23 protein-coding genes and 1 pseudogene are annotated in these 22,559 nt (G+C 66.5%); 6 read left to right on the top strand and 18 right to left on the bottom strand.

All coding sequences use genetic code 11. From position 1 onward, the window contains the following. From secA to JHC57_RS13370, 3 genes are all read right to left on the bottom strand, one after another. Positions 1–1,786, bottom strand: a 1,786-nt coding sequence (gene secA, locus JHC57_RS13380) for a preprotein translocase subunit SecA (protein WP_294030557.1), incomplete at its 3' end; no start/stop codon positions are given. Positions 1,787–1,896: 110 nt separating this feature from the next. After that, positions 1,897–2,163 (bottom strand): hypothetical protein, encoded by a 267-nt coding sequence (locus JHC57_RS13375; RefSeq protein WP_294030556.1) that lies wholly within the window; start codon positions 2,161–2,163, stop codon positions 1,897–1,899. Between the two features lie 77 nt (positions 2,164–2,240). Next, positions 2,241–2,780, bottom strand: a complete 540-nt coding sequence (locus JHC57_RS13370; protein WP_294030555.1) for a hypothetical protein — start codon at positions 2,778–2,780, stop codon at positions 2,241–2,243. A gap of 110 nt (positions 2,781–2,890) precedes the next feature. On the opposite strand from JHC57_RS13370, the gene JHC57_RS13365 reads away from it, so the two are divergent. Then, positions 2,891–3,694: an SDR family oxidoreductase gene (locus tag JHC57_RS13365; protein ID WP_294030553.1), complete on the top strand. Its 804-nt coding sequence runs from the start codon at positions 2,891–2,893 to the stop codon at positions 3,692–3,694. Positions 3,695–3,840: 146 nt separating this feature from the next. Here JHC57_RS13365 and JHC57_RS13360 read toward each other — a convergent pair whose 3' ends face one another. From JHC57_RS13360 to JHC57_RS13350, 3 genes are all read right to left on the bottom strand, one after another. Next, entirely contained in the window at positions 3,841–4,197 is a 357-nt protein-coding gene (locus JHC57_RS13360) for a hypothetical protein (protein ID WP_294030552.1), read from the bottom strand. Positions 4,198–4,449: 252 nt separating this feature from the next. Next, positions 4,450–5,172, bottom strand: a complete 723-nt coding sequence (locus JHC57_RS13355; protein ID WP_294030551.1) for a head GIN domain-containing protein — start codon at positions 5,170–5,172, stop codon at positions 4,450–4,452. Between the two features lie 43 nt (positions 5,173–5,215). Then, positions 5,216–5,965 carry a head GIN domain-containing protein gene (locus tag JHC57_RS13350; RefSeq protein WP_294030550.1) on the bottom strand — a complete coding sequence of 250 codons (750 nt, stop codon included), beginning with the start codon at positions 5,963–5,965 and terminating at the stop codon, positions 5,216–5,218. A 118-nt stretch (positions 5,966–6,083) separates the two neighbouring features. On the opposite strand from JHC57_RS13350, the gene JHC57_RS13345 reads away from it, so the two are divergent. The 5 genes from JHC57_RS13345 (at position 6,084) to JHC57_RS13325 (ending at position 10,979) form a co-directional block, all read left to right on the top strand. Further along, positions 6,084–6,560: a GreA/GreB family elongation factor gene (locus tag JHC57_RS13345; protein WP_294030549.1), complete on the top strand. Its 477-nt coding sequence runs from the start codon at positions 6,084–6,086 to the stop codon at positions 6,558–6,560. Beyond that, the gene (locus JHC57_RS13340; protein ID WP_294030548.1) at positions 6,557–6,736 is read left to right on the top strand and encodes a hypothetical protein; all 180 of its coding nucleotides are present in this window, start codon (positions 6,557–6,559) and stop codon (positions 6,734–6,736) included. Before JHC57_RS13345 ends, JHC57_RS13340 begins: the two co-directional genes overlap by 4 nt. A gap of 7 nt (positions 6,737–6,743) precedes the next feature. After that, positions 6,744–7,910 (top strand): NAD(P)/FAD-dependent oxidoreductase, encoded by a 1,167-nt coding sequence (locus JHC57_RS13335; RefSeq protein ID WP_294030546.1) that lies wholly within the window; start codon positions 6,744–6,746, stop codon positions 7,908–7,910. A gap of 148 nt (positions 7,911–8,058) precedes the next feature. Beyond that, on the top strand, positions 8,059–9,897 hold the full coding sequence (locus JHC57_RS13330; protein ID WP_294030545.1) for a DEAD/DEAH box helicase: 1,839 nt from the start codon (positions 8,059–8,061) through the stop codon (positions 9,895–9,897). Between the two features lie 95 nt (positions 9,898–9,992). Continuing rightward, complete coding sequence (locus JHC57_RS13325) at positions 9,993–10,979, top strand: quinone oxidoreductase (protein WP_294030544.1); 987 nt, start codon at positions 9,993–9,995, stop codon at positions 10,977–10,979. A 30-nt stretch (positions 10,980–11,009) separates the two neighbouring features. On the opposite strand, the gene fghA is transcribed toward JHC57_RS13325, so the two are convergent. From fghA to JHC57_RS13265, 12 genes and pseudogenes are all read right to left on the bottom strand, one after another. Continuing rightward, a complete protein-coding gene (gene fghA, locus JHC57_RS13320; protein ID WP_294030543.1) occupies positions 11,010–11,858 on the bottom strand; it encodes an S-formylglutathione hydrolase in 849 nt (282 codons plus the stop codon). A gap of 514 nt (positions 11,859–12,372) precedes the next feature. Beyond that, positions 12,373–12,876 carry a prolyl-tRNA synthetase associated domain-containing protein gene (locus JHC57_RS13315; RefSeq protein ID WP_294030542.1) on the bottom strand — a complete coding sequence of 168 codons (504 nt, stop codon included), beginning with the start codon at positions 12,874–12,876 and terminating at the stop codon, positions 12,373–12,375. Between the two features lie 9 nt (positions 12,877–12,885). Then, entirely contained in the window at positions 12,886–13,266 is a 381-nt protein-coding gene (locus JHC57_RS13310) for a VOC family protein (protein ID WP_294030541.1), read from the bottom strand. 102 nt (positions 13,267–13,368) lie between these two features. After that, on the bottom strand, positions 13,369–14,241 hold the full coding sequence (purU, locus tag JHC57_RS13305) for a formyltetrahydrofolate deformylase (protein ID WP_294030539.1): 873 nt from the start codon (positions 14,239–14,241) through the stop codon (positions 13,369–13,371). Between the two features lies 1 nt (position 14,242). Then, complete coding sequence (locus tag JHC57_RS13300) at positions 14,243–14,629, bottom strand: VOC family protein (protein WP_294030538.1); 387 nt, start codon at positions 14,627–14,629, stop codon at positions 14,243–14,245. A gap of 13 nt (positions 14,630–14,642) precedes the next feature. Continuing rightward, positions 14,643–15,755, bottom strand: a complete 1,113-nt coding sequence (locus JHC57_RS13295) for an S-(hydroxymethyl)glutathione dehydrogenase/class III alcohol dehydrogenase (protein WP_294030537.1) — start codon at positions 15,753–15,755, stop codon at positions 14,643–14,645. 25 nt (positions 15,756–15,780) lie between these two features. Next, on the bottom strand, positions 15,781–17,160 hold the full coding sequence (locus JHC57_RS13290) for an L-serine ammonia-lyase (protein WP_294030536.1): 1,380 nt from the start codon (positions 17,158–17,160) through the stop codon (positions 15,781–15,783). A gap of 200 nt (positions 17,161–17,360) precedes the next feature. Further along, positions 17,361–17,975, bottom strand: a complete 615-nt coding sequence (locus tag JHC57_RS13285; RefSeq protein ID WP_294030535.1) for a superoxide dismutase — start codon at positions 17,973–17,975, stop codon at positions 17,361–17,363. 88 nt (positions 17,976–18,063) lie between these two features. Beyond that, the gene (locus tag JHC57_RS13280) at positions 18,064–19,644 is read right to left on the bottom strand and encodes a cisplatin damage response ATP-dependent DNA ligase (RefSeq protein ID WP_294030534.1); all 1,581 of its coding nucleotides are present in this window, start codon (positions 19,642–19,644) and stop codon (positions 18,064–18,066) included. Continuing rightward, entirely contained in the window at positions 19,641–20,654 is a 1,014-nt protein-coding gene (locus tag JHC57_RS13275; protein ID WP_294030533.1) for a ligase-associated DNA damage response exonuclease, read from the bottom strand. Before JHC57_RS13275 ends, JHC57_RS13280 begins: the two co-directional genes overlap by 4 nt. After that, entirely contained in the window at positions 20,654–22,081 is a 1,428-nt protein-coding gene (locus JHC57_RS13270) for a UdgX family uracil-DNA binding protein (protein ID WP_294030532.1), read from the bottom strand. The genes JHC57_RS13275 and JHC57_RS13270 overlap by 1 nt, the downstream gene beginning before the upstream one ends. Beyond that, positions 22,078–22,559, bottom strand: a pseudogene (locus tag JHC57_RS13265) (radical SAM protein); the annotation flags it as partial. The pseudogene JHC57_RS13265 and the gene JHC57_RS13270, both read right to left, overlap by 4 nt.

The raw sequence follows: 22,559 nt of genomic DNA, 5'->3' as shown, positions 1-22,559 counted from the left end.
GCGTGTCGGGGCCGAAGATGCGCAGCAGGTCGTCGTCGAGGCAGAGGTAGAATTTGCTCAGCCCCGGGTCGCCCTGGCGTCCCGAACGGCCGCGCAGCTGGTTGTCGATACGGCGGCTTTCGTGGCGCTCGGTCGCGAGCACGAACAGCCCGCCCGCGGCCTTCACGGCCTCGCGTTCGATCGCGACCTCCTCGCGGATCCGCGCCTCGGCGGCGTCGCGCTCGGGGCCTTCGGGCAGGTCCTTGAGCTCGTCGTCGATGCGGAATTCCTCGTTGCCGCCGAGCTTGATGTCGGTGCCGCGGCCCGCCATGTTCGTCGCGATCGTCACCGCGCCGGTGCGGCCCGCCTGCGCGACGATATGCGCCTCGCTCTCGTGAAAACGCGCGTTCAGCACGCTGTGCGGCACATTTTCCTTTTCGAGGTACGACGACAGGAGTTCGGATTTTTCGATCGACACGGTGCCGACCAGCACGGGCTGGCCGCGCTCGTTCGCCTCGCGGATCGTCCTCGCGATCGCGCCGAACTTGTCGGTGATATTCTTGTAAAACTCGTCCTCTTCGTCGATGCGCGCGATCGGACGGTTGGTCGGGATGTTGACGACATTCATCTTGTAGATGTCGAAGAATTCGGCCGCTTCGGTCGCCGCGGTGCCGGTCATGCCCGAAAGCTTCGGATACATGCGGAAATAATTCTGGAAGGTGATCGACGCGAGCGTCTGGTTCTCGGGCTCGATCTGGACGCCTTCCTTCGCCTCGACGGCCTGGTGCAGGCCGTCGGACCAGCGGCGCCCGTCCATCATGCGGCCGGTGAATTCGTCGATGATCACGACCTTGCCGTCCTTGACGATATAGTCGGTATCGATGCGGAACATCTGGATCGCCTTCAGCGCCTGGTTGACGTGATGGACGACCTGCGTGTTCTCGATGTCGTAGAGATTGTTGCCTTGAAGCAGCCCCGCGGCTTCGAGCAGCCGTTCGACATGCTCGGTGCCTTCCTCGGTCAGGTTGATCGACTTCGACTTCTCGTCCTTCTCATAATCCTCCTCGACGAGCTGGAGGACGACCTCGTTGACGCGGACGTACATCTCCGACTTGTCGTCGGTCGGGCCCGAGATGATCAGCGGTGTGCGCGCCTCGTCGATCAGGATCGAATCGACTTCGTCGACGATGCCGAAATTGAAGGTGCGATGGACCATCTGCTGACGGTCGAACTTCATATTGTCGCGGAGATAATCGAACCCCAGCTCGTTGTTCGTCGCATAGGTGATGTCGCTGTTATAGGCGTCGCGGCGCTGCGTCTCGTTGAGGTTGGGGACGATGATCCCCGTGGTCAGGCCGAGGAAGCCATAGACGGTTCCCATCCATTCGGCGTCGCGGCGCGCGAGATAGTCGTTGACCGTCACGACATGGACGCCCTTGCCCTCGAGCGCGTTGAGGTAACAGGGCAGCGTCGCCATCAGCGTCTTGCCTTCGCCCGTCGCCATTTCGGCGATCTCGCCGCGGTGGAGCACGACGCCGCCGATCATCTGGACGTCGAAATGGCGCATGCCCAATGTGCGGACCGCCGCCTCGCGCACCGTCGCAAAGGCTTCGGGCAGGATGTCGTCGAGCGACTCGCCGGCTCCCAGGCGGTCGCGGAATTTCTGCGTCTGCGCCTGCAATTCGGCATCGCCCAGCGCCTGCATTCCGGGTTCGAACGCGTTGATCTTGTCGACGATCTTGCGGATCGAATTGACATAACGGTCGTTGGACGAGCCGAACAGGCTCTTGGCAAGGCCAGAAAACATCTATTTTTCCTTGGGATATCAGATAAATGGGCGGCCTGCGGCCGCGCGATATTCAAAAATCATGCCCGGTTCGGGCGGCGCCTGAGAAACGGGCGCGGGAACGGCTCGCTCTATTCGAGCGCGCGGTCGCTGCCGGTGAGGAGGCCGGGAAGGTGCGGCGGCGCGGCCTTGCGCGGCTTGCCGCTTCCGCTCGAGGTGCGCCGGACCAGCGCGGTCGTGGTCGGGCGACGCTCGGCATCGCTGACCTCGGCCTTGCCCGCGGTTTCGGCGAGCAGGACCAGTGCGCCCATCGCCGCCGGAACGGCGGGCGCGGCAACGGCCCGGTCGGCGGTCGCCAAGCCGGTCAACAATGCCAAAAGGGTCAGCAACAGCCGCAAGAATCGCCCCTCATTACCGTTCGGAGCCGAAATATTGCGCCCCGTTCCCTGAACATAGGGTGAAAGCGACGCGCCGTCTAGGGGTCTGGCACCACGGGAGGAGCGGTCAGTTGCGGATTCAGCCCCCTCACCTCGACCAGAAAACTCTTCGGCTTCTTGAACAATTTGCTCTTGCGATTGACTTTCAGCCCGACGGTTTCGGCAAGCTCCATTACGAAATGGACGCAATTTCGCTTGTTGAGACTGTAACTCGGCTGCTCGCGGTCGCGCCATTCGGCGACCCTCGCCAGCACCGACGCATAGGTCGCATCGTCGACCGTCACGTCGAACTGGCGGTCGCTCTTCGCGATATAGTCGGGCTTCGACGATTCGACTTTGCCCTTGACCGATCCGAACAGGATCGCGGGGCTGACCGACACCGCGGTGAAGCCGTAATTGCTGTCGACGGCCTCGCCCGTCGCATCGACCGTCCCCTTCATCACGATGAAGGCGTGCGGAAAACGGTCGCCGAAGTCATGGCTGTAAAAGCTCACGATCACCTCGGCGCGCGCCGGGAACGACAGGCCCGCGCACAGCATCAGCAGCGACAGGAGGATCGGACGGAGGCCGCGGGTCATCGGGGCTCTCTTAACCAGCGCTCCCCGATCTTGCCAAGCTGCGATTGCCGCTTGACGGGCACGTCAACTTCGCATCTTGTCGCATTGACATCGATGTAAGGAGAGGCCGGATGGCACGGAAGGCGATTTTCATCACCGGCGGCGGTTCGGGCATCGGCCGCGCGGTCGCGCGCCATTTCGCCGCGCAGGGCTGGTTCGTCGGCATCGCCGACGTCAACCGCGCGGGGATCGATGAAAGCGCGGCGCTGCTTCCCGAGGGCGCCTCGTCGCGCCACGTGATGGACGTGCGTGACCGCGACCAGTGGAAGGCCGCGCTCGACGATTTCGCCGTGCAGAGCGGCGGCCGTCTCGACGTCCTCTTCAACAACGCCGGCATCGGATCGGGCGGGCAGTTCATGGACATGGCGCCCGAGGAAGCCGACCGGCTGATCGCGATCAATTTCGGCGGCGTCGTCAACGGCATCTATGCCGCGCTTCCGCTGCTCCGGGCGACGCCCGGATCGACGATCCTCAACACCGGCTCGGCGTCGGGCTTCTATGGCGTCGCGGGGCTCGCCGTCTATTCGGCGACCAAGTTCGCGGTGCGCGGCCTGACCGAAGCGCTCGAGATCGAGTTCGCCAAGCACGGCATCCGCGTGCGCTCGCTGATGCCCGGCTTCATCGACACGCCGCTGCTCGATCAGGTCAGCGCCGACAGCAACGAACCCGCGCGCACCCGCCTTTCCGACAGCGGGTTCGAAATCGTTCCGGTCGAGCGCGTCGCCGAAGCGGCGTGGTCGGCGGTGCACGGCGACGCGGTGCACACGACGGTCGGCAAGATGGCGAAAAGGCTGTCGCGCCTCGCACGCTGGTTCCCCGGCCTGATCGTGCGCCAGTCGAAGAAGATCGACGGACTGGGCGCGGCGGGGCACTGAGTCCCGATACAACAGCGGAGGCGATGGCGCCGTCCGGGAGCCACGCATCTTCGTCATCCCGGATCAAGCCCCGGAGCGGGATGATCGAAGGTCGCAACCGATCGGATCCAGGCATCGGCGACGAACCGTTCCAACCGGTCCGGCACTCACTGCTCCCCGCGCTGCATCCAGATTATGCTGGGGGTCTTCTTCTTCCCATCACCGTCGATGACGCTCACTGCGACAAAAGTCCCGGTCATGCGTCTGAATTCCACCTCGCCGATCTGCTCGCCATCGATCCAGCGCGTTTGCCTGACGTCGAAACTGCAACGCCAGGACCGCTCGTCCGACTCCGGATCCTCGCAAACGACGTTGCTGACGGCATAGCGCGTGTTGGGATGCACCTGCCGCCGGTCGCTGTCGATGCATCCGTCCACGGTCGCGGTACAATATTCCTTCTGGAGAAGGAGCCACTCGATGACGCTCGCGTCGGGCGCGCCGGCCGACGCTGCGCTCAGGATCATCAGAGCGGCAATCATGACGGGCTGGCGCCTGCAAGCGCTTCGGCCCGACTGGGCCGCGCCGCGGGCCGGCACATCAGCCTGTGGTGAAGTCCGGATATCATCATCGCGCGCCCTCGCCTTGATATCGAAATCGCATTCGGCGCCACGCGCCTGCCCAAGTCAATACCCCCTGCGGAAACGGCCAACGGAGGGCACGCGAGGCGATGGAAAGCTTCTGCGTCGGCAACCGGTCGAGACCGGCCGGGTCAGAAACTATTTCCCCGACCCGCAGGTCACCGGCCCGCTGCCGACATTGCGCACCGTACACACCGGCCGCCCCAGCACCACGACCTTGCCGATCCCGCGCGACGTGATCGCCGCGCTCCTGACCGCGCGCAGCGTGTGATCGCCCGCGCCCTCGCTGTCGCTGATCAGCTCGTCGACCGCGAGCGCCCCCGCGTCGACCGCGCCCGCGCCCGACAGCGTCATCTGCGCGGTCTTGGCGGCACCGCCGAGCGTCATCGTGCCGTTGCCGATCATCGCGACCTGCAGCCGGTCGGTCGCGATCCGGCCGACGGTCAGCCGGCCCGGGCCACGAAGCCCGACCGCCGCCCGCTGTCCCTTCAACTGATCGATCTGCAGCGACCCCGCACCGGCGAGCGTCGCGCTGTTCAGATTGGCGGCATTCACCCGGACGATCACCGGCCCGCGCGGACGGCCGCGCTTGTCGTCGCCCGCGAACTGGCGCTGGCTGATCACCAGCTTGCCGTCGCGGCTTTCGACGCTCAGCCGGTCGAGCGCATCCTGCGGGCCGCTCGCGACCGCGCTGACCGGCGCGCGCGTCACGACCTCGACCGCGACGTCGGCATTGACCTCGATCGCCTCGAAGCTGGTCAGGCCATAGCGTTTCTCGACCGCCGAAGCCGATCCGGCAGGAAGCAGGCCGATCGCCGCGACCGCGGCTCCCCACAATATATTGCGCGAAATGCTGGTCATGGCGCAGCCCTAGCCTTTCCGGCCGGACAGCGCCATAGCCGCGTCAATTGCAGGTCGCGGTGCCCGATCCCATCGTGCGCGTCGTGCATTTGCCGCCGCCGCCGACCGTCGCGTCGCCCGAGCCGAGGATCGCGATATCGGCGCTGCCGCTCGCTTTCGCATCGACGTCGCCCGATCCGGTGATCGACACGTCGAGCGTCGTCGCGGCGAGGCCGCCCGCCGCGATGCTGCCCGATCCGGTGATATCGAAATTGCCCGATCCGATCGTGCCGCCGCCGACCTCGATGTCGCCCGATCCCGATACGGTGAGCTTGGCGCTCTTGCCGTTCAGCGCCGCGACCTTGAGGTCTCCCGATCCGGTCAGGATCGCTTCGACCGCGTCGCCGTCGACAGCATCGGCCTCGACCTCGCCCGATCCGGTCAGCCGGACCGCGCGCAGCGCCGGCATCGTGACCGCGATCTCGACGTCGCTATCGTCGTTGCTGAAGCTGAAACCCGAATTCCTGCGCCCGATCGACAGCATGTCGCCGTCGAGCTTGATCTCGAGTTCGTCGATGACGCCTTTCGGCCCCCTGGCGGTGATCGAAAAGGCCTCGCCGCGACGGATCGTCACATCGTCGGGGCCCGCGACCTTGACGCCGGTGAAGCCCTTGATGTCATAACTCTGCGTCGTCGTCGGCCCCGCTTCCACCGTGCGCTTGCCATTCTTGCTGTCGCTCGTCACTTCGGCGCTGCACGCCGTGACGGTCATCGCGAGGGCCAGCGGCAGAACCGCCATCGTCCAGTTACGCATCGGGAATCTCCTTCGTGTATTGCCCGCATAACACACAAGGGTTGCGCCTGTCCAGCACCGGCGCCATCTTGTCGCCACCTTCGTGGGTCAGGGGCGGCCCGCAATCAGGAAAGAGACGATGAGCGTAGCCTTTCGCCGCGAGAGCGACGACGAACATAAGGAACCCGAGTTCGAGCTGCCGATCCCGGTCGGGCCGAACCTCGTGACTCCGCGCGGGCTGCGCCTGCTCGGCGAGGAAGTCGTGCGCCTCGAAGCCGCGATCGCCGGCGAAGCCGACGAGGATGCGCGCAAGAAACTCCAGCGCCGTCTGCGCTATTTCCACACCCGGCAGGCGACCGCCGAAGTGCAGGCGCCGCCTCTCCCCGGCAGCGTCGGCATCGGCAGCCGCGTGACCTGTCGTCTGAACGGTGCGGAAAGGACGATCGCGATCGTCGGCGGCGACGAGGCCGATCCGGCGCTCGGGTCGATCGCCTTCTCCGCGCCGCTCGCGCGCGCCCTGATGGGCGCCGAAGCGGGCGAAAGCGTCGAATATCAGGGCCGGGAGGATGCGATCCTTGTCCTCGCCGCCGAAACCGATCCGGAGACGCAGGCATGAAGGACAGGTTCGAGCGCCACAAGCAGCCGTGGACCGCGGCCGAAATCGACAAGCTCCACACGCTCGCGAAGAAGGGGATGGCATTGAAAGCCATCGCCCGAGCGCTGACGCGCAGCGAGGAATCGGTGAAAATCCGCGCCAAGGCCGACGGCCTCCCGATCGCAAAGCTGCACTAGACCTTCGATGACAACTTGCGATGCCATCGTGCTGGGTGCCGGCGCGGCCGGATTGATGTGCGCCGCGGTCGCGGGGCGGCGGGGACGGCGCGTCCTGCTCCTCGACCACGCCGACCGGGTCGGCAGGAAAATCCTGATCTCGGGCGGCGGCCGCTGCAACTTCACCAACATCCACACCGCGCCCGATCGCTATATCTCGGCGAACCCGCATTTCGCGAAGTCGGCGCTCGCACGCTACACCCCCGCCGATTTCATTGCCCTCGTCGACCGTTACGGCATTGCGTATCACGAAAAGACGCTCGGCCAGCTTTTCTGCGACGGTTCGGCGAGGCAGATCGTCGCGATGCTGCTCGATGAGTGCGCGAAAGGCAACGTCGACGTCCGCTGCGGCCAGCCGGTGCACGAAGTGACGCATGCCGACGGTGCTTTCCGCGTGACCTTCGGCGATCAGCAATTCGCCGCCCCCAACCTCGTCGTCGCGACCGGCGGTCCCTCGATCCCGAAGATGGGCGCGAGCGGCTTCGCTTACGACCTCGCGCGCCGGTTCGGGCTCAAGGTCGTCGAGCCGCGCCCCGCGCTCGTCCCGCTGACGCTCGGCGGCGGCGACGTGCTGTTCCGCGATCTCTCGGGCGTCGCGACGCCCGTCGAAGCCCGCGCTGGCAAGGCGGCCTTTCGCGAGGCGGCGCTCTTCACGCACAAGGGGCTCTCCGGCCCGGCGATCCTGCAGATCAGCAGCTATTGGCGCCACGGCGAGCCGGTGACCATCGACTTCCTGCCCGATGCCGCACCCGGCTGGCTTCTCGACGCCAAGCGCACTCGCCCCCGGGCGACGCTGGCATCGGCGCTCGCCCTTCCCGACCGCCTTGCGCAAACGCTGGCCGATCGCCTCGCGCTCTCCGGCGAGCTCGGCGCCTTGACCGACCGCAAGCTCGCCGATGCCGAAGCGCATCTCAGGCGCTGGAGCTTCCACCCGAACGGCACCGAAGGCTTCGCCAAGGCCGAAGTCACCGTCGGCGGAATTTCGACCGCAAACCTGTCCTCGCAAACAATGATGGCCAAAAGCGTGCCGGGACTGTATGCGGTCGGCGAAGCCGTGGATGTCACCGGGTGGCTGGGCGGCTATAATTTTCAATGGGCATGGGCCAGCGGATACGCGGCGGGCCAGGCCCTTTAGGAAAAACCCAAACAATTCCTCGTCATGCTGAACCCGTTTCAGCATCCACGACCCAATTGTTCGGACTCGGGCAGCAGACCTGAACCGAATCCCGGGCGGCGAAGAACGAAACCACGGCACCTTTGCCGCACAGGACAAGAAGAACAAAATGCCTTTCGAAAACCTCTCGCCCGTCCTTTCGGACGCCCTCACCGCGCGCGGCTATGAAGCGCTCACCCCCGTCCAGACGCAGGTCACCGAAGACGAAGCCAAGGGCCGCGACCTGCTCGTCTCGGCGCAGACCGGATCGGGCAAGACCGTCGCCTTCGGCCTCGCGATGGCCGACGAACTGATCGAGGACGGGCGCCTGCCTTTCGCATCCTCGCCGCTTGCACTGATCGTCGCGCCGACACGCGAACTCGCGCTGCAGGTCAGCCGCGAGCTGAGCTGGCTTTACGGCAAGGCCGGCGCGCGCATTGCGACCTGCGTCGGCGGCATGGATGCGAGCCGCGAACGCCGCAACCTCAGCCAGGGCGTCCATATCGTCGTCGGCACGCCGGGGCGCCTGCGCGACCACCTTGAACGCGGCGCGCTCGACCTCGAGGCGCTGCGCGTCGCGGTGCTCGACGAGGCCGACGAGATGCTCGACATGGGCTTCCGCGAAGACCTCGAGGAAATCCTCGACGCGACGCCCGAGACGCGCCGCACCCTGCTGTTTTCGGCGACCATCCCGAAGCCGATCGCGCAGCTCGCCAAGCGCTACCAGCGCGACGCGCTCCGTATCTCGACCGTCGGCGAGGATCGCGGCCATGGCGATATCGCCTATCAGGTCGTGACCGTCGCCCCCGCCGATATCGAGGGCGCCGTCATCAACCTGCTCCGCCTGCACGAGGCAGAGACCGCGATGCTCTTCTGCGCGACGCGCGACAATGTCCGCCGCCTGCACGCCAGCCTCGTCGAGCGCGGCTTCGCCGCCGTCGCGCTGTCGGGCGAGCATAGCCAGAACGAACGCAACCATGCGCTGCAGGCGCTGCGCGACCGCCGGGCGAAGGTCTGCGTCGCCACCGACGTCGCCGCGCGCGGTATCGACCTGCCGAGCCTCAGCCTCGTCATCCACGTCGAAATCCCGCGCGACGCCGAAACGCTCCAGCACCGTTCGGGCCGCACCGGCCGCGCGGGCAAGAAGGGCACCGCGGTCCTGATCGTCCCCTATCCGCGCCGCCGGCGCGTCGACGGCATGCTGCGCGGTGCGAAGATCGAGGCCGAGTGGATGAACGCGCCGACCGCGGCCGACGTTCGCCAGCGCGATCAGGAACGGCTGATCGAAAAGCTGCTTGCCCCCGTCGAGCATGAGGCCGAGGATCTTGAACTCGCACAGCGCCTGATGGCCGAGCGTTCGCCCGAGGATATCGCCGCGTCGCTGGTGCGTGCGCATCGCGCGCTGATGCCGCCGCCCGAGGACCTGATCGACAACGGCCCGCCCGCGCGCCGCGAAAAGGGCGAGCGCGGTGAACGCTTCGAGCGCGGCGACCGCCCCGACCGCGGCCAGCATCGCGAGCAGTTCGACGACAGCGTCTGGTTCCGCCTCAACATCGGCCGCCGCCAGAACGCCGACCCGCGCTGGATCCTGCCGCTGCTCTGCCGCCGCGGCCATGTGACCAAGCATGAAATCGGCGCGATCCGCATCGGGCCGAGCGAGACGTTGTTCAACATCCCGCTCGCCATCGCCGACCGCTTCGCCGAAGCGATCCAGCGCACGGCCAATCAGGACGGCGAGGATGACGCAGGCGTCGCGATCACCCCCGCACCCGGCGGCGACACCTACCCGCCGCGCCGTGAGAAGGGCCCGCACAAGGGCGGCCCTCGCCACGGCGGCCCGCGCCAGGATGGTCCGCGCGGCGACGGTCCGCGCAAGCCCCGCGGCGCGAGCCACTCCGGTGGCCCGACCGATCGCTACAAGCCGAAACCCTTCGGTCAGCGCGGCCCGCGCAAGCAGGGAAAATATTGAGCGTCTTCGCCTGAAGGCGAGTGGCTTTCATCGCTTCACCCTTGCGCCGCTCACACCTGCGCCCCAGATGGGGCGGATCAGCAGGAGAGCGGCGCATGCAGGCGATTGAAGCTTTCATCGAAAGCCAGGGCGGGCCCGAGGTCATCGACTGGCGCGAGGTCACGCTCGGCGATCCCGGCCCCGGTCAGGTACTCGTGCGCCAGACCGCGGTCGGGCTCAACTATATCGACACCTATCATCGCGACGGCACCTACCCGGTCGAGCTGCCCGGCGGGCTCGGTGTCGAAGCTGCGGGTGAGGTGATCGCGGTCGGCCCCGACGTCCACGGCCTCCAGCCCGGCGACCGCGTCGCGACCTTCGGCCCGCAGCGCAACGCCTATGCATCGGCGCGGCTCGTTCCCGCCTCCTCGCTGTTCAAACTCCCCGCGACCATCGATGACGAAACCGCGGCAGCGGCGTTACTCAAGGCCTGCACCGTCGAAGCGCTCGTCGAGCGCTGCGCGAAGGTCGAGGCCGGTACGACGGCGCTTGTCCATGCCGCCGCTGGCGGGGTCGGGCTGATCCTGGTCCAGTGGCTGAAGGCGATCGGCGCGACGGTGATCGGCACGGTGAGCACCGAAGCGAAGGAACATGCCGCGCGTGAAGCCGGCGCCGACCATGTGATCCGCTACAGGGACGAAGACGTTGCCGCGCACGTCCGCGAAATCACCGACGGTCAGGGCGTCCCCGTTACCTTCGACGGCATCGGCATGGAAACCTGGGCGACTTCCCTGAAAGCGACCGCGCGGCGCGGACTGATCGTCAGCTACGGCAATGCCGGCGGCCCGGTGACCGGCGTCAACCTCGGCATCCTCGCGCAGCACGGCTCGCAGTTCGTCACCCGTCCCACGCTGTTCGACTATTATCTGCATCCCGGCGAGCGTGCCGCGGGCGCCGCGCGGGTGTTCGGGATGATCGAGAGCGGCGCGGTGAAGGTCACCGTCGGTCAGCGCTATTCGCTCGGGGACGCGGCGAGGGCGCACGCCGATCTCGAAGCCGGGCGCACGACGGGATCCACCCTGTTGATTCCGGAACCTCGCTAAAAGCCCGCCCCTCCTCGGGAAGGAGATAAATCAGGCTTTCAACCGCTCGGCATGCCAGGCGATATGGTCGGCCATGAAGGTCGAGATGAAATAATAGCTATGGTCATAGCCCGGCTGCATGCGGATTTCGGCCTTCTGCCCGTTGCGCTCGCACGCCTCGACCAGCAGCCCGGTCCTGAGCTGTTCGGCGAGGAAATTGTCGGCCTCGCCCTGATCGACGAGCAGGTCGGGAACGCGCAGCCCCTGGTCGAGCAGCGCGCACGCGTCATAGGCGTACCAGTCCTCGCGCTCCTGCCCCAGATAATTGCCGAGCGCCTTCTCGCCCCAAGGGCAATGGAGCGGCGCGACGATCGGCGAAAAGGCCGAGACCGAGCGGAAGCGGTCCTGATTGCGCAGTCCGATCGTCAGCGCGCCGTGCCCGCCCATCGAATGGCCCGTGATCGCCTGCCGCGACAGATCGGCGCTCGCGAAATTGCGCAGCACCAGCGAGGGCAATTCGTCCTCGACGTACGAGCGCATCCGGTAATGTTTCGCCCACGGCTCCTCGGTCGCATCGACATAGAAGCCGGCCCCGAGCCCGAAATCCCACGCACCTTCCGGATCGTCGGGAACGCCCTCGCCGCGCGGGCTCGTGTCGGGGGCGACGAAGATCACGCCATGCTCGGCGCAGGCGGCGCGATATTCGCCCTTCTCCATCACATTGGCGTGGGTGCAGGTCAGCCCCGACAGATACCAGAGCACCGGCAGCCGTGCGCCATGCTCATGGTCGGGGACAAAGACCGCAAAGGTCATGTCGGTGCCGGTGGTCGTGCTCGCATGCTTGTAGACGCCCTGCGTGCCGCCATGACTGCGAACGGAGGAAAGGGTTTCGAGGGTCATGCACGCCTTGTGCCGCGCGCGTCCCCGCGGTGCAACCCGCCGTTCGCAGATTATCCGGGGCGCGCCCAATTCGGTTCGACGCACTTGCGGGCCCGTTCATCGTGCAACCGCACCGCTCGCGAATGGGGAGGGAACTTCTTTATATAACATAGATTAAGCATATGCTTGGCTTGCGGAGGAACCGGCGAGCGGAGCGTCTTTCCGGGGTCGAACCGACCTCTCCCAACCATTAGGGGAATTTATGCGTAAGATTTCGATTATGGCCGTTGCGGCGGCAAGCCTCCTTATCGCGCCGCTGGCCGTAGCCCAGGAACCGGAAGCGCCGGCTCCCACCGCCGAGCCCGCTCCGGCTCCCGCCCCCACTGCCGAGCCGACCGCCGAACCGGCTCCCGCGCCCGCGCCGACCGACGAGCCCGCTCCGTCGGAAGAACCCGCGCCGGCTCCCGAGCCCCAGGCATAATCGCGTTCATATCGTCGCGAAAACAAGCCGCCGAAGCCTCGTGCTTCGGCGGCTTTACTGTCCGGTCTGAACGGGAATATTCGCCACGAGCGGCGCATGTCCCCAATGCCGCAGCAGATCGAGGATGGTTGCTCCCGAAAGGCCGATCGTCGCGGTGTTGCGGAGCGGGTGGACATTGACCCTCCCGGCCGCCGCCAGCCCGGCGTCGAGAACCACCGTGATGCTTCCGGGCTCGGCGTTGATCGCCGCGAGCGGCGTCACCGATCCCGGCGCGATCCCCAGCAGCCGCTCCATATCCTCGGCCTTGCCGAAGCTCACGCGCTTGCTGCCGATCGCGGTCGGCAACGCCTTCAGGTCGACGCGCGCCGCGCCGGGAACGGTGACGAGCCAATAGACGCCGCCATTGTCCTTGAGGAACAGATTCTTGGTGTGTGCCCCCGGTATCGCGGCGGTCACCTCGTCGCTCTCGGCGACGGTGAACACCGCGACATGCTCATGCGCGACGAAAGGGATCGCCAGCGCGTCCAGATCGTCCAGCAACCCTGCTTCGCCGCGCATGACCGACCCTTAAACGACGCGGTGCAACGCGCAGAGCTTGTTGCCCGACGGATCGCGGAGATAAGCAAGATAGAGCTGCCCGAAGCCGCCCTCGCGCACGCCCGGCGGGTCTTCGATCGAGGTGCCGCCCGCGGCGACGCCGGCGTCGTGCCAGGCCTTCGCCTGTTCGGGATTTTCCATCGCGAAGCCGATCGTGCAGCCGTTGCCGACGGTCGCGGGCTGGCCGTCGATGGGCGCGGTCACCATGAAGATGCCGCCGTTGTGCATATAGATCAGGCGCCCCTTGTCGTCCTGGATCGCGGGCTTGCCGCCGATCGCCTGAAAGGTCGCGTCATAGAATTTCCGCGCCGCCTCGATGTCGTTCGCTCCGACCATATTGTGACTGTACATGGGTTTCCGCTCCTCCTGATTATGGTTGCGATTCGATACCTACTCCGCCCGTCCGGTCAGGACCAGCCACGATAACGGTCGCTGTTCACCGAAAATGCCGAACTAGCGGAACACCACCGTCTTGCGACCGTCGATCAGAACGCGCTGCTCGGCGACCCAGCGCACCGCGCGCGCCAGCACCTGCGCCTCGGTATCGCGGCCGATGCGGATCAGCTCGTCGACGCTGTCGCGGTGATCGACACGCTCGACCGCCTGCTCGATGATCGGCCCCTCGTCGAGGTCGCTCGTCACGAAATGCGCGGTCGCGCCGATCAGCTTGACCCCGCGCTCCTGCGCACGGTGATAGGGTTTGGCGCCCTTGAAGCCCGGCAGGAAGCTGTGGTGGATATTGATGCAGCGCCCCGCGAGCTTCGCCGACAGATCCTGCGACAGCACCTGCATGTATCGTGCGAGCACGAGATATTCGGCGCCGCCACGCGTCATCACATCGAGGATCGCCTGTTCCTGCTCCGCCCGGTTCGCATCGCTCACCGGCAGATAGTGGAACGGCACCCCATGCCATTCCGACAACCGCCGCTGCGCCTCATGGTTCGATACCACGCCGACGATATCGATGGCGAGATTGCCCGTCGACCAGCGATGGAGCAGGTCGTTGAGGCAATGGCTGCCCTGCGACACCGCGATCACGAAGCGCGGCTTCACCGCCGTATCGCTGATCCGCGCATCCATCGCGAAGCGGTCGACGATCGGCGCGAACGCGTCCTGAACTCCCGCGAAACTCTCGGGAAAGCGCGGCCCCGCGCCGCGAAACGCGACGCGCATGAAAAAGCGCCCCGAATCGAGGTCGGCATATTGCTGGCTGTCGAGGATGAAGCCGTCGCGTGTCGCGAGCAGCCCCGTCACGGCGGCGACGATGCCCACCGCATCGACGCAACTGAACGTCAGCACATAGGCGGGCCCGCTCCCTCGGGTCATGTCAGCCCGAAATCTTGTGCGTGGCGCACAGCTTGTTGCCCGCGGGATCGCGCAGATAGGCGAGATAGACGACCCTCCCCTCGGTGGCGTGGCGGATGCCCGGCGGGTCTTCCGCCGTGGTCCCGCCGCTCGCGATCCCCGCGGCATGCCAGGCATCGACCGCATCGGTCGACGGCGCGAGAAGACCCAGCGTGTGGCCATTGCCGCACGCCGCGACACCCCCGTTGACCGGATGGGTGACGATCAGGCGGCCGCCGGCGTGCATATAGATCAGCCGCCCACGCTCATCGATCACGCCCTCGGGCGCGCCGAACACGCCCAGAACCGCGTCGTAAAACCGCTTGCTCGCCGCGATGTCGTTCGACCCCAGCGCCACATGACTGAACACGACTTGTTTTCCCTCAGTAGACGACGACGCTGCGGATGCTCTCGCCCGCGTGCATCAGGTCGAAACCCTTGTTGATCTCCTCCAGACCCATGACATGGGTGATCATCGGGTCGATCTCGATCTTGCCGGTCATATACATGTCGACGATCTTCGGCACGTCGGTGCGGCCCTTGGCGCCGCCGAACGCGGTACCGCGCCAGTTGCGCCCGGTGACGAGCTGGAACGGGCGCGTCGCGATTTCCTTGCCCGCCTCGGCGACGCCGATGATGATCGAGGTGCCCCAGCCGCGGTGGCAGGCTTCGAGTGCGATGCGCATCACCTCGGTGTTGCCCGTCGCGTCGAAGGTGTAATCGGCGCCGCCGTCGGTCATCTGGACGATCGCCGCAACGACATCCTCGCGGCTCGTGCCCTTCGAATTGAGGAAGTCGGTCATGCCGAACTTGCGCCCCCATTCCTCGCGGTCGGGGTTGATGTCGACGCCGATGATCTTGTTCGCGCCCGCAAGCCGCGCGCCCTGGATCACGTTCAATCCGATGCCGCCCAAACCGAAGACGACGACATTGTCGCCGACCTGCACCTTCGCCGTGTTGATTACCGCGCCGACGCCGGTGGTCACGCCGCAGCCGATGTAGCAGCTCGACTGGAAGGGCGCGTCCTCGCGGATTTTCGCGACCGCGATCTCGGGCAGCACGGTGAAGTTCGAAAAGGTCGAGCAGCCCATATAATGGAAGATCGGCTGACCCTTGTATGAAAAGCGCGTCGTGCCATCGGGCATCAGCCCCTTTCCCTGCGTCGCCCGGATCGCAGTGCAGAGGTTGGTCTTGCCGCTGAGGCAGCTTTTGCACTGGCGGCATTCGGGGGTGTAGAGCGGGATCACATGGTCGCCGGGCTTCACGCTGGTGACGCCCGCACCGACCTCGCGCACGACGCCCGCGCCCTCATGCCCCAGCACGCTCGGGAAGATGCCCTCGCTGTCGAAGCCGTCAAGCGTGTAGGCGTCGGTGTGGCAGATGCCTGTCGCCATGATCTCGACCAGCACCTCGCCCGCCTTCGGGCCTTCGAGGTCGAGTTCGACGATTTCGAGCGGCTTCTTCGCTTCGAACGCAACGGCGGCGCGGGTCTTCATGGGCGGTCTCCTTCTCGCCCGGCTATCAGCACTCCACGACGCTGACCGCAAGACCTCCTTTGGATGTTTCCTTATATTTGTCGCGCATGTCGCGGCCGGTTTGCAGCATCGTCGCGATCACCGTGTCTAGGCTGACGACATGCGTGCCGTCGCCGATCATCGCGATGCGGCTGGCGTCGATCGCCTTGATCGCGCCCATCGCGTTGCGTTCGATGCAGGGAATTTGCACTAGGCCGCCGATGGGATCGCAGGTGAGGCCGAGATTATGCTCCATGCCGATCTCGGCGGCATTCTCGACCTGCGCGTTGGTGCCGCCGAGCGCGGCGGTCAGCCCCGCCGCCGCCATCGAACAGGCGACGCCGACCTCGCCCTGGCAGCCGACCTCGGCGCCCGAGATGCTGGCATTGCGCTTGTAGAGCGCACCGACCGCGCCCGCGGCGAGCAGGAAGGTGCGCACGCCCGCAGCGTCGCCGCGATAGCTGCGCCGGTAATAGCGGATCACCGCCGGAATGATCCCCGCCGCGCCGTTCGTGGGCGCGGTGACGACCTTCCCGCCCGCTGCGTTCTCCTCGTTCACCGCCATCGCCCACAGGTTGATCCAGTCCATCATCGCCATCGGATCGGACAGATTCTGCTCGTGTCGCGCGCGGATGTCGGCGGCGATCTGCGGGGCGCGGCGTTTGACCTTGAGCCCGCCGGGCAGCACCCCCATGCTCGAACAGCCGGCGTCGATCGACGCGTCCATCGCATCGGCGATGGCGTCAAGCCCCGCCTCGACCTCCTCGAGGCTGCGGTGGACGAGTTCGTTCGCGAGCATCATCTCTGCGAAACCCTTGTCCGCCGCCGCGCCCATGGCGAGCAGGTCGGCACCCGAGGTGAAAGCGAAGGGCAGCTCGACCTCGTCCTCGGCGCCGCGGCTGTTGCGCCCCGCCTCGTCCTCGTCGACGACGAAGCCGCCGCCGATCGAGAAATACATCCGCTTGACGAGGATTTCGCCGTCGCCATCGCGCGCGGTGAAGGAGAGCGCGTTGCTGTGAAACGGCTGGCGCTGCTTCATCTGGAAATGCAGGTCGCTTGTCGGCTGGAAGCGGACACGCTGCCGGCCGAGGAGATAGAGGAAACCTTCGCTCGCCGCACGGTCCCAATGCGCCTTGATCGCGGCCAGGCTGGTCGAGGCGGGTATCTCGCCCGCCAGCCCCGCGACGACCGCGGTGTCGGCAGCGTGGCCCTTCCCCGTCAGCGCGAGCGAACCGTAAAGATCGGCTTCGACATGCGCGGTCCTGGTCAGCAGGCCCTGTCCGTCGAGCCAGACGGTGAAACGGCGCGCGGCGACCATCGGACCCACGGTATGCGAGCTCGAAGGACCGACACCGATTTTGAAGAGTTCGAACAGGCTGATCGTCATGGCGGCGCTATAGGCGGATCACGATCATCGGGATAGGTCCAAGCGGATGAACACTTGGGGTCCTCCCTGCGGTGCAGCCGTGGGGCGGGGGATCGCTGCGAAGCGGTGGTGGAGGGGCGGCGACGTTTGCGCCGTTGCCCCTCCGTCAGCGCTTCGCACTGCCACCTCCCCATCGCTGCGCGACAGGGAGGATCCCAAAATCAGGCCGGATAGATCCAGGTCGTCTCGCGTGCGAAATTCTCGGCGGCGAAATCCCAGTTGAGCAGCTCGTCGACCACGGCGTCGACATAGGCCGGGCGCAGATTCTTGCGGTCGATGTAATAGGCATGTTCCCACACGTCGATGACGAGCAGCGGCTTGATGCCCGCGACCAGCTCGGTGCCGGCGTCGTGCGTGTCGGTGACCGACAGCGTGCCGTCGCGCGAGACGAGCCACGCCCAGCCCGACGCGAAATGGTTGACCGCGGTTTCCTTGAGCTTCTTCTTCAGATCGTCGAGCGAGCCGAAATCGCGCTCGATCGCCGCAAGCAGGTCGCCCTTGGGTTCGGTCTTCGACGGGCTCAGGCTTTCCCAATAAAAGGCATGGTTCCACGCCTGCGCGGCATTGTTGAACAGGCCCTTGTTGCCCGAACCTTCGGCGTGGTGGACGATCTCCTCGAGCGGCTTCGACGCGAGATCGGTGCCCTCGATCGCGGCGTTCGTCTTGTCGACATAGGCCTTGTGGTGCTTGCCATGGTGCGTCGCCAGCGTGTCGGCCGAAATATGCGGCTCGAGCGCGTCTTGGGCGTACGGCAGGGGAGGATGGGCGATCGTCATGGCAGTCTCCTTTTTTGTGTTCGGGGGTGTAACTCGGTATCTTCCCCGTGAGTTGCAACCCCGTGACCGCAATTTTTAGGGCTAAATTTCAGGTCACCATGGCCCGAAGCGTCGCGATCCGGTCGGCCTCTTCGGCAGGCTTGTCGCGGCGGATACGCGATATGCGCGGGAAACGCATCGCGAGCCCCGACTTGTGGCGCTTCGACGCATGGATCGAATCGAAGGCGACTTCGAGCACCAGCGACTTTTCGACCTCGCGCACCGGGCCGAAGCGGTTCAGCGTGTTGTCGCGCACGAACTTGTCGAGCCACTTCAATTCCTCGTCGGTAAAGCCCGAATAGGCCTTCCCGACAGGTAGCAGTTCGCCCGCATCGGACCAGCATCCGAAGGTATAATCCGAATAGAAGCTCGCGCGGCGTCCATTGCCCCTTTGGGCGTACATCATCACGCAGTCGGCGACGAGCGGGTCGCGCTTCCACTTGTACCAGAGTCCGGCGCGCCGCCCCGCCACATACGGCGCGTCGCGGCGCTTGAGCATCACCCCCTCGATCGCGGCATCCCGCGCGCCGGCGCGGCGTTCGGCGAGATCGCCAAAGTCGGTCGCCTCGATCACCTGCGACAAGTCGAAATGGCTGTCCGCAAGCCGAGGCACGAACGCCTCCAGTTGCCGCCGCCGCTCGGTCCATGACAGGGCACGCAGATCATTGCCGTCCACCGCGAGCAGGTCGTAAACGCGCACGAACGCCGGGTAATCGGCGAGCATCTTCTTCGACACCACCTTGCGGCCCAGTCGCTGCTGCAGCGCGTTGAAGCTCGCGGCCTCACCGCCCTGCACCTCGCCGCGCACGAGCAGTTCGCCGTCGATCACCGCATCCTGATCGAACGCGGCGACCAGCTCGGGGAAGGCCGCACTGATCTCCTCGCCGCCGCGGCTGTAGATGCGCGTCTCGCCGCCGCCCCCACTGCCTGCACGCACGATCTGGACGCGGATGCCGTCCCATTTCCACTCGGCGGCATAGTCGGCAAGGTCGACGCTCTCCTCCTCCAGCGGATGCGCGAGCATGAAGGGACGGAAGAAGGCGACGTCGGCGAGATCGGGCCGCTCTGCCCTTCCTTCGCCCCAGGCGAACAGCGGCGCATAGGGCGGCGGGATCGCGTGCCAAAGCTCCTCGACATCGTCGACCGGCACGCCAAACGCCTGCGCGAACGCCTGTTTGGCGAGCCGCGCCGACACGCCGACGCGCATGCCACCCAAGGCCAGCTTGAGCAGCGCATAACGCCCGTCGGCATCGAGCCGGTCGAGCAGCGAGGCGACGACCGCGGGGGCGTCGCTGCGGCCGGCGGCTGCCAGCGCATCGACCGCTTCGGATACGCCGAGATCGGCTTTCTTCCCCGGCGCATCGGGCCACAGCAGCGCCGCCGTCTCCGCCGTATCGCCGACGAAGTGCCGCGACAGGCGGAACAATTCCTCATCGACCCGCGTCGCCAGCAGCGCCCTTACCGTCCCCGCCTTCACCGCCGGAAAATCGAGGCTCTCGGTCATCGCCGCGATCGCCCAACCGCGGTCGGGATCGGGCGTGTGGCGCAGATAATCGACGATCAGCGCGAGCTTCGAGTTGCGCGAGCGCGTATAGATCAGCCGGTCGATCAGGGCCGCGAAGCGCTTCACGCCTCTTCCTCCAGATCGCGTCCGACAAGGTGCAGCGCGCGCGCCTTGCGCTGCGTCAGTTCGCACCAGCGCAGCAGGCCGTCTTCGCTGCCGTGGGTGATCCAGCTTTCCTTCGGGTTCACCTCCCCGATCGTCGCGGTGAGCTCGTCCCAGTCGGCATGGTCCGAAATGACCAGCGGCAGTTCGACCATCCGCTGCCGCGCGCGCTGGCGCACACGCATCCATCCCGACGCCATCGCGGTCACCGGATCGGGCAGCCGCCGCGACCAGCGATCGTTCAGCGCCGAGGGCGGCGCGAGGACGATCTGCCCCGCCATCTCGGCCTTGTCGGTTTCGGATACCAGCCGCAGCTCGCCGAGGTCGACGCCGTGCACCGCATAAAGCTGGCACATCTTCTCGAGCGCGCCGTGGATATAGATCGGCGCCTGCCATCCCGCGCGGCGCAGTTCGGCGATCACCCGCTGCGCCTTGCCCAGCGCATAGGCGCCGACGAGCACGGACCGGTCGGGCTCGGCGCGCACCGCGCCGATCAGCTTGGCGATCTCGTCGCCCGTCGGCGGATGGCGGAACACCGGCAGGCCGAAGGTCGCCTCGGTGACGAAGATATCGCACGGCACGACCTCGAACGGCGTGCAGGTCGGGTCGGCGCGGCGCTTGTAATCGCCGGTGACGACGATCCGCTCGCCCCGATATTCCATCAATATCTGCGCGCTGCCGAGCACATGCCCCGCCGGGTGAAAGCTGAAGCGCACCCCGCCGCGCTCGAACCCGTCGCCATATTCATATGCCTGATTATGGCTCGCCTCGGCGTCGACGCCATAGCGCAGCGCCATGATCGCAAGCGTTTCGGGGGTCGCGAAGACCGCGCCGTGCCCGCTGCGCGCATGATCGGCGTGGCCATGCGTCACCGCGGCGCGTTCGACCGGACGCGACGGGTCGATCCACAGGTCGGCGGGCTTGACGTAGATGCCGCCCGGATGCGGCTCGATCCAGGTCTTCGTCTTCGCCATCAGGCGGCAAGTTTCCGTGCGCGGATCAGGTCGGCGACGAACGCCTTGCGTTCCTCGGCGGCGCGTTCGCGGTCGGGCATACGCAAAAGGAAGGACGGATGGATCGTCGCGATCAGTTTGCTCCCCCCTTCCAGTTCATGCACCGCGCCGCGCATCGACCTGATGCTCGCACTCCTCCCCGTCACCCCGCGCAGCGCGCTCGCGCCCAGCGTGACGATCAGGTCGGGCTGCACCAGCGCGCGTTCCTTGTCGAGCCACCAGCGGCAGATGTCGATCTCGGCGCTCGTCGGATTCTGGTGGAGCCGCCGTTTGCCGCGCGGCTCGAACTTGAAATGCTTGACGGCGTTGGTGAGAAACAGCCGCGTGCGATCGAGCCCCGCTTCCTCCAGCGCCTCGTCCAGCACCTGCCCCGCCGGACCGACAAAGGGCCGGCCCTGCAGATCCTCCTGATCGCCCGGCTGTTCGCCGACGAGCATGATCCGCGCCGTCTTCGGCCCCTCGCCCGCCACCCCCTGCGTCGCGTTGCAATAGAGCGGGCAGCGCGTGCAGCGATCGACCGCGCGCGCCAGCTCGCCCAGCGTCTTCACGTCGTCATCGGGGGCCAGTTCGTCGGGCACGCGCGTCCGCCATTTATCGGTCAGGGGGTTCGCCAGAGAAACGGCCGCTTCGCGCATGCGTTCCACCCGTGCCCCGGCGCCCGCGAGCAACGGCGCGATATCCTGCGCCTCGGGCAGGTTATTCCAGTATTTCTTCGGCATCTCGGCGCGCATCGCGTCGATCTTCACGCGCGCGGGGTTGAAGATCGCGCCATAGTAGGTGCGCCATTGATCCTCGATCACATCGCTGTCGGGTACGTCATCCTTCGTACCGCCCGGACCATAAACGAGCGTCTCGCCTTTCCAGATCGCGCGCGCATCGGGCGTCACGATCGCCCAGTCCATGCCGGTGAAACGCCGCTGAAAGAAGGGCGCGGTCAGCCGCAGGATGCGATGCGAGGGCTCGAACCATGCGGCAAAACTCTCACGTCCCGCCTCTTCGCCCAGCCGCCGGAAGCGTACGAACGCGTGCATCTTGTGCACATCGCGGCGGATCGCCTTGTCGGCCTTTCGCAGCCAGTTGACCTCGGCATCGGTCGCCCGCGCGAGCAACTGTCGGTCGCGCGCCGCGCGCCAGATGATCCGGTAGAGTCGCGCGGGTACCTCCGCATCGCGATGGCAGATCACACGCTTCGCGATTTCGAGCAATTCACGCGGCAGCGACACCGCGCCGGCAGGCGCCACCACCGCTTCATCACCGAACAGCGAAGCTCCCTCCGCGCTGCCCCGCCAACTCACATCTTCGGGCGCGACGCCACTCGCAAGCAACCCCCGCGCCGCATTCCGCCATTCGGCAAAATCGCCGGGCTCGTTCAGAACGACCTCCCTCACAGCGCGAGCGCCAATTGCTCGGCCGGCGGCGCAAAGCGCGCGCGGAGGTCGGCGCCATCGGTGAGCTTGCCCGGCCGCCAGTCGAGGGTGACGATGAACGGCAAGACCTTCTTCACCGACGCGGTCAGCTTCGCGAGGTCACCGAGCCGCAGCTTGCCCAATCGCCGCGCCGCGACGATGCGGTCGACCGCGCGTGTCCCCAGCCCCGGCACGCGCAGCAGCAGTTCGCGCGGCGCGCGGTTGATGTCGACGGGAAAGGCCTCGCGGCGCATCAGCGCCCACGCAAGCTTGGGATCGATCGCAAGGTCGAGCATGCCGCCGCGCGCGCCCTCCATGATCTCGGCGCGCTCGAAGCCATAGAAGCGCAGCAGCCAGTCGGCCTGGTACAGCCGGTGTTCGCGCAGCAGCGGCGGGCGCACCGGGGGCAGGTCGCTGCTCGCATCGGGGATCGGGCTGTACGCCGAATAATAGACGCGGC

Source organism: Sphingopyxis sp. (genome assembly GCF_016463645.1).
Classification (GTDB): domain Bacteria; phylum Pseudomonadota; class Alphaproteobacteria; order Sphingomonadales; family Sphingomonadaceae; genus Sphingopyxis.
Note: the sequence above shows the minus strand (reverse complement) of the source record. Positions and strands in the feature narration are given on the sequence as shown.